Raw genomic sequence first — 7,541 nt, forward strand, 5'->3', positions numbered from 1 at the left:
TTCCAAATATGCGGTAAAAATATAAAACTAATTTTTACAAAACTGGTTACAAAACTGGTAGACTGAAAAAATTCTGAAAAACCCGATAAGATAATTGCTTTAATTTACCCGAAATAGGGTTTAAGCCTATCAATAAATTAGTAAAAGATAAAAAAATGAAAAATAGAGTTATAAAGCTATAGTCTCACTCTCTTTTTTCCGCTTGAAAATGGCAGTTACCCTGCCTTCTTCATTGATATCGTTTCTTATCAGAACCAGTTCCCAGCCTTCATTTCCTATCCTTTCAAGTTCGCTCATCATCTGCGGCAAGTTTAAGCCGTTAAGCTTGCGAGAATCATACTCCCATAGATGTATCAATTTATTACGCCCCCACTTGACGATAAAGATAAATTTTTTAGTGTTTATATTGGAATAAAACTATAAATAACCTGAACAAAAGGAAAAAAGCAATCAGGTATTTGCATCAAGTGAAAGTATCTTTCTCGTCTATCTTTTTCCTTCTTCAGGCTTGTTTACCGGATTTCTTATTATCCGAACTTTCTTCTTTGTGAAAATCCAATGCATTCAATGCAAATCGTGAGTAAGCGGCAGCGGGTCCACCTCCCATTTCGATGGCCACATCAATAGTCTCATATATCTCTTTATCTGATGCACCTGCTAAGCAAGCCTGTTGAACATGCCATTCAATACAGGGCTCACATTTAGTAACAATGGAAATAGATAGAGCCATTAGTTCCTTATGTTTCCGTGAAAGGCAACCAGCTTCAAATGCTTTCGTTTCTAATTTAAGAAAAGAATTATAAGTATTACAATTCTCTAAAAATCGAGAATGATGCTGCACTCTATCGTTTATGCTCTGATTTATTTTATCTTTGATGAATTTATCCATGTAGTCACATCCTGATAGATAGGATTACTCCAACTACACATAAATATTTATTTAGTTAAAACAGTGAACTGATCTTAAAACCAACTTAGATCTAATGTTAGTAAATTTGCTTTTAAGGTTAAATGGTATCCTCTTCAAATTAAAGGGAGAATTTCCCAACTCGAAAAATATACAACAATTTTGATATACAGTTGTTAAGTTGAATGCATTACTTGAGGTTGTTTCTCGGACCTGGCAAAATTTGTAAATTTTCTGCAAGTATGAAAGTGAGAGATTTTCACTCAATTTGAAGAAGATACCATGAAATTTACTTTTACCCCATATAATTTGAAGAGAATACATCCCCATCTGCCACTTTCCGGCTTTCGCCATAAATTACCAAGGAAGGGGACTTCTCACCTTAAAGTTAAATGGTTAAATGTTAAATTCATTTTAACCTTAGTTTCAATTGCCAACTGTTTCTCATTTCGTTATTCCATGCAACTAATAAATCAAGATTAAGTGCCAGCCAGCTATTAGAAAATAATGTATAGACTTACCTCCATTATTATATATAATGTCCAAACTTTTAATAAACAATGATCAAAATTAGCTTCAAGCAGGGAACGCTTCTTATAGAAGGTAATGTGAGAGTTCCCAATGCAGTCTGGGATGAAAGAAGCGGAAATTTTAGAGCTCTTGCTCTTTATTACAGAGACATAACAGATTATCTGAAAAATTCTAAGATTCTATTTGAAGATGAAGTGCTTGACCTCCTTCCCTGTCCTGATCTGGCAGCAGCTTATGAAGCGTCTGGAAAGAAACTTAAATTAAGGGATTATCAGGCCGAAGCTCTTGTGACCTGGGGAGAAAATAATAGATGGGGAGTGCTTGTCCTTCCAACAGGAAGCGGAAAAACCCTTGTTGGAATCAGCGCAATTGCAGGCTGTAATACCCCTGCCCTTGTGGTTGTCCCGACGCTTGATCTGCTTGAACAATGGAAAAAACAGCTTGAAGAAGCTTTTATGATGGAAATCGGAAAGCTTGGGGGCGGGGAGAAGAAAATTCTTCCGATAACCGTTTCAACATACGACTCTGCTTATATTCACGCCGAAACACTTGGGAACAGGTTCGGTCTCCTTGTTTTTGATGAAGTTCATCACCTGCCTGCCGCCGGATACAGGAGCATTGCCGAATTTTCCGCAGCGCCTTACAGGCTTGGACTGACAGCCACTTACGAACGGGAAGATGAGTTACACTCAGAGCTTAACAGGCTTGTAGGGGGAAAAGTCTACGAAAAGCATGTCTCAGAACTTGCAGGCAGCCACCTTGCCCCTTACAGGATAAAACGGATAGCTGCTGCACTTACGGACGAGGAAAGAAAAGAATACGACAAATGTCATTCGGTTTATACAGATTATCTTCGGAAAACCGGGATGATTCTTCGTGGGCCAAGGGACTTTCAGAAACTGGTTATGAGAAGCGGGAGAGACCCTGAAGCCAGAAAAGCCCTTCTTGCAAGAAACGCAGCAAGAGAACTTGCTTTTAACACGGAGTCTAAAATTGAAAAGTTAAAAGAGATCCTGAATAAACACCGAGAAGACAGGATCTTCATTTTTACGGAACATAACCGGCTTGTCCACCGAATTTCCAGGGAATTTCTTATCCCTGCAATCACCTACAGAACGCCTGCAAAAGAAAGGAATTCCATCCTCGAGAAGTTCAAGGAAGGAAAATACAGGGCTGTAGTTACTTCAAAGGTTCTTGACGAGGGCATAGATGTCCCTGAGGCAAACATAGGAATTATAGCAAGCGGTACAGGGAGCAAATTAGCATATATCCAGCGCCTGGGAAGGATCCTCAGAAAGAAAGAAGGAAAAGAAGCTATACTCTACGAAATTATATCCGAAGAAACAACCGAAGCCGGAACTGCCAGGAGAAGAGAAGAAGCTGTTTCAAACCGAAAAGGCTCTGGAAGATCAGCGCAAGAAAATCAGATGAAGACAAAATCAGGAAAAGAAAACCAGATAAAGAAAGAATCTGGAAAGGAAAGCCGGATGAAGAAAGAAAAAAATCTCGGAGGCGGCTCTTCTGCTCACGTCTGATCTTCTTGTAACCCGCCTCTCCGGAGGAAAAATAAAGCCTGTATACGCAGCTTTTGACCCCGAAAAACTGGAACTTGCAAGGCTTCTGATAGAAACTTTCGAGCAGCATATCGGAAAAACTTATGGGGATCTTCTGGCTGAACTTGATGGTTACGAAGAAATGAATTACCGTTTTATCAGGGGACTTTCCCAGCTGCTTGGAAGGCGCACCGCTATAGAAACGGATGCAGCTGTTGACCCTTCTCTGGCGAGGGAAACGGTTTTTGAAGCCTGCGAAGGCATGGCACTTTCTCCTGCCGAGAGAAAAGAGGCGCTGCAAAAAGCTGCAAAAAAACTTTCAATTTCGGCAAAGGAACTTGAAAAGGCACTCTGGGCGGATCTTGAAGAAAACCAGATAGTCAAAAGTTTTGTACCCATTTATCCTGCAGAACTTCTAAAACAGTATAACATTTCCCTTACCCAGACCCTGCTTTTCCGTGCAGTTGACCTCGACATCTGGATAAAAGGCGATTTTCAGAAAATCCTCTGGAAAATCCTTCGTTCAGGGCTTATGTATTCCCTTGAAGATGCTGACGAGGAAAGAGGCAAAATCGATAGAGGAATCAATAGAGAAAAAGAAGAAAAGGAAGGAAAAACCAGAGAAAATTTCGAAGAATTAAAAGCTGTCCACCTGCATCTTGACGGGCCTGCTTCTCTTTTTCGGATATCCGAACGCTATGGGAATTCCTTTGCAAAAATCTTTCCTGCGCTGCTGAGGTCAAAAGGCTGGAGGCTCAAGGCAGGCATTCTTCACAAAGGCTACCAGGGAAAGCGCATCCTGAATTTTACCCTTGATGACTCGGAAAAGTTTTTCAAAATCACTCCTGAAGCAGCCGTGTACCCTGAGACCCTTTCGCCAGAGCTTCAAATTAAAGAAAAAATAGAAAAATATGAAGCTGGGGAAGAAACCGGGAAAAAAGCCGGAGAAGAAGCTGAAAAAGAAGCCAGGATTGAGGAAATCGATGCCGAAGAAGCTGCCTATGACAGCACACTTGAGCAGATGTTTGGGAGCCTCAGTTTGGGAAGCTGGAAAATAAAAAGGGAGCCAACGATTCTTAAAGCCGGAAAATACGCTTTTGTCCCGGACTTCTCTCTCCAGAGGGACGGGATGAGGGTATATCTGGAAATAGTGGGCTTCTGGACTCCCGAATATTTGGAAAATAAGATTGAGAAGCTCAAGCAAGTAAAGGAACCTGTGATTCTCCTGATTGATAGAAAACTCAAGTGTTCTGAAAAGGATTTCCCTTCGCAGGAAGTAATCTTCTTTGACAAAAAAATCCCGGCAAATAAAGTCATGCAGATACTCAGAAAGTACGAGGAAAAAAAGCTTTCAGAAGACCGGTCAAGACTGGAGGAAATGGAATTTCCAATTTCAGGAGAACTTGTAAATCTTGAGGAAATCGCAGCCGGAAAAAGAGTTTTGCCAGATGCCTTAAAGGAAGTAGTTGCAGATAGGCTTGCAAAAGCCGGAGAACTGGAAGAAATCGGAGAGTTAGGAAAAATCAGAGAATCAGAAAGAACTGGAGAGTTCGAAAAATCAAGGGGTTTAGAGGAACTCAGGGAATCCAGAAAAGTCGAAGATCTGGAGAAATATCAAGATTACATACTCCTTGAAAATTATTTAATCCACAGGCAGCTACTTGAAAGAATAGATCAAGAACTTGAAAGACCGGGAGCAGTAGAAACTTACGCCGACGCAGTAAAGGTTTTTGAAAGTTTCAGGCTTGACCGCAGCCTTTACTATCCTGTGCTTGAACAGCTAGAGTATAAGGTTATATGGGCAGGGTTGAGTGAAGAGAATGCGAAGGTAAAAAAGGCGAAAAAAGTTTGAAATTTTTGATTGTTTCAATCAAGCTTTTATTTCAACCCTTTTTGGAATTGCCTTTACATCTTTTGGAATTCATTTAAGATCTTTTGGAATTCAATTAATATCTTTTGGAATTCATTTAAGATCTTTTGGAATTGCCTTTACATCTTTTGGGATTCATTTAAGATCTTTTGGAATTCTCTTTACATATTTTGGAAAGGACTACTTCAATTGGCAAACCCCATGCGAAAATTTCAACTGAGTCAAGAACAGGAAAACAGGACTCTTCTAGAGTTTTCCGGACAAAAATCGGTCTGCAGTCGACAAAAGTTGGAAATTTTCTGTGGGCCCATTCGTAGAGCTTTATCATCAGAGTAGGGTCATCTTTCTGGTTCATGGCAACAACACAGAGCCTTCCGTCTTTTTTAAGTACTCTCAGGCATTCCTTCAATACCTCAGGGATCTCAGGAGTGGCAAAAAACTCAAGGGTAAAGCTCATGAAGATAGCGTTAAAGAAACTGCCCGAGAAAGGAAGCTTAATAGCATCTCCACATACAAGTTATACCCTTCCTGAAAAACAAGTTTTTTCGACCTTCGATTGAGTAATGTTACACATTCCTTCCAAGATATCAATTCCGTAGACTCTTCCCGAATTTCCGACAGCTCGGGCAATTTCGAGGATACACTGTCCCGTGCCAAAGCCTATTTCAAGAATAATTTATCCCGGAGCGACATTCAGTTTATGCATCCCGGCATCTCTGAAATTTATTTCAAAAGGGCCGGCAAAGAAGTCTTACCATTTGCTCAGTCTGTCATAAGTTTTTTTAGCTGACTGTTTTGACCGGGTAACTCTACTGACATTCATTTGAAGCCCTTCTAGTTCCGGACCTTTCTTCAAGCCTCGAACCTTCTAACGCCAAAAATTTATTATGTATGAAAGTTCCCATATTGAAACTTTATTTATACAGAAAAGTTCTGATGTCTGATCTTCCTCGCTCTTATCTTCCTCCATTTTTATCTTCTTCCGTTTATGAAGAACTTGATTCCACATATTCCACACTCTTTTTTACAGGCTTGAAAAGTTTCATAAATTCATGCACGTCCTCCGGAAAATCCGTACTGACAGCAAGCCCTATTTCTTTTGCCTCGCCGGCTGAGAGTGGAGTGCTGTGGATCATTTCTCCGCTGACCAATTTTTCGACCACTTCATCGAGCCTGCTTTCCCCAGCCGGGCCTGGCTGGATTTTGCCTTCAAGAAGCTCTTTTGCAACATTTCTGGTGAATTTGAGGGCTTTTCTTGAGATATCACTCATAACAAGGGTGATATCATCGGACTTTTCCTTTTTTGTTTCTGCAGCATATATCCATGAGGGAGCAGGGTACATCCCACGAATAAAGTCTCCTATCTGGGGATCGATTGGTCCGATAACCGCATCCTTATCCATCACGATTTCATTTGCTGCAAGGGCGATAATTGTGCCTCCTGACATCGAATAGTGAGGGATAATTACTTTCGTGTTTTTCGGGTGCCGCCGCAGGGCGCGTGCAATCTGGATACTGGAATGGAGCTGACCGCCAGGCGTGTGCAGGATCAGCTCAAGCGGGTAATCCTTGTATTTTCTTATCCAGCGCAGGATCTGCTCGGCGTCTTCCTCATCTATGTACTGGTAGGCAGGCAGCCCGAAAAGAGAGATTGCCTCCCGTCTGTGAATCATAGTGAGCACCTTGCAGCCGTGGCTCTTTTCCATAGTTTTCAGTTTTGCCATGCGCCGCAACCGGATTTGTTTTAGCTGCGACTGCGGGTAGATTATTGCATAAAGAAACAGAAGTACAAACAGAAGGGACATCAAATCCCAGAGACTAATTGTCGTGCTGTCAAGCGTAACCAGAATATTCCCCCAAAAGTCTCCCGCGGGCACCGCACCTTTAAAGCTAATTTTTGACCACTTGATCAAAAGGTAAGAAAAATCGGAACTGAAACAGCCCTCGGGTTTAATCCCATGATAAATTGTCTTGCAGGTTTTTAATTTTTGGCCCCCGACTGCAGAAAAAAGGTCTCCTTCCAGTAGTACAGGAAAAGACCTGAAAAAGAACAGGAATTCTGCAAATGGTTATGGAGAAATTATTTTGAGCCCGATTATCCCTGAGAATATAAGAATAATGCAGAAAGCCCTGGCAAAATCCATGGGTTCATTAAAGAGCAGGACACCAAGAATCGTAGTGCCTATAATCCCGATTCCGGTCCAGATTGCATAGCCGGTTCCTATTGGCAGAGTCTTCAGGGACTGGGAAAGAAAATAGAAGCTAAGAAACATGCACACGACGGTAAGAATGCTTGGATAAAGCCTCGTGAAACCTTCTGTATATTTCAGCCCGATTGCCCAGGCTGCTTCAAAAAGACCTGCAATAAAAAGGAAAAACCATTCCATTTTTGTTCCCAACCTGCTTATGTAAATATTTAGAGTTACCGTAAGGATAAAAGTCAAAAAGTGTAAAAAGCCTTTTTCTTCTTATAACCTTGCTTGCAAAAAGCCTGGAAAAGACTATTCGTTTCTAAAAAATACAATAATGAATAGTAAACTCAGATTAAATAAACCAGCAAGAGCAGAAATTAAAAATCAAAAATTATAAATCTGGACTGAAAATCTGAATTAAAAGTCTGGACTGGAAATCAAAACTGAAAATCTGAATTAAAAGTCTGGACTGAAAATCAAAACTGAAA

The 7,541-nt window shown here is 40.8% G+C and carries 6 protein-coding genes and 1 pseudogene; 2 read left to right on the forward strand and 5 right to left on the reverse strand.

The genetic code is table 11. The features are described 5' to 3' along the window. Positions 1-168 precede the first annotated feature (168 nt). On the reverse strand, positions 169-357 hold the full coding sequence (locus A9239_RS02800; protein WP_048119300.1) for a hypothetical protein: 189 nt from the start codon (positions 355-357) through the stop codon (positions 169-171). A 145-nt stretch (positions 358-502) separates the two neighbouring features. After that, entirely contained in the window at positions 503-889 is a 387-nt protein-coding gene (locus A9239_RS02805; RefSeq protein WP_048119303.1) for a carboxymuconolactone decarboxylase family protein, read from the reverse strand. A gap of 578 nt (positions 890-1,467) precedes the next feature. Between A9239_RS02805 and A9239_RS02810 the strand changes: the two genes are divergently transcribed. Both A9239_RS02810 and A9239_RS02815 read left to right on the forward strand, forming a co-directional pair. Beyond that, positions 1,468-2,973 (forward strand): DEAD/DEAH box helicase, encoded by a 1,506-nt coding sequence (locus A9239_RS02810; RefSeq protein ID WP_048154870.1) that lies wholly within the window; start codon positions 1,468-1,470, stop codon positions 2,971-2,973. Positions 2,974-3,004: 31 nt separating this feature from the next. Beyond that, positions 3,005-4,843, forward strand: coding sequence for a DUF790 family protein (locus A9239_RS02815; RefSeq protein WP_230629315.1), 1,839 nt, complete (start codon positions 3,005-3,007; stop codon positions 4,841-4,843). A 157-nt stretch (positions 4,844-5,000) separates the two neighbouring features. Here A9239_RS02815 and A9239_RS17970 read toward each other — a convergent pair. The 3 genes and pseudogenes from A9239_RS17970 to sugE form a co-directional block, all read right to left on the reverse strand. Beyond that, positions 5,001-5,537: pseudogene (locus tag A9239_RS17970) on the reverse strand (class I SAM-dependent methyltransferase). A 310-nt stretch (positions 5,538-5,847) separates the two neighbouring features. Next, positions 5,848-6,738 carry a hypothetical protein gene (locus A9239_RS02825; RefSeq protein ID WP_230629249.1) on the reverse strand — a complete coding sequence of 297 codons (891 nt, stop codon included), beginning with the start codon at positions 6,736-6,738 and terminating at the stop codon, positions 5,848-5,850. A 192-nt stretch (positions 6,739-6,930) separates the two neighbouring features. Next, positions 6,931-7,248, reverse strand: coding sequence for a quaternary ammonium compound efflux SMR transporter SugE (gene sugE / locus A9239_RS02830; protein WP_048119312.1), 318 nt, complete (start codon positions 7,246-7,248; stop codon positions 6,931-6,933). Positions 7,249-7,541 lie beyond the last annotated feature (293 nt).

It is taken from the genome of Methanosarcina sp. A14 (genome assembly GCF_001729375.1).
Taxonomy (GTDB): Archaea; Halobacteriota; Methanosarcinia; order Methanosarcinales; family Methanosarcinaceae; genus Methanosarcina; species Methanosarcina barkeri.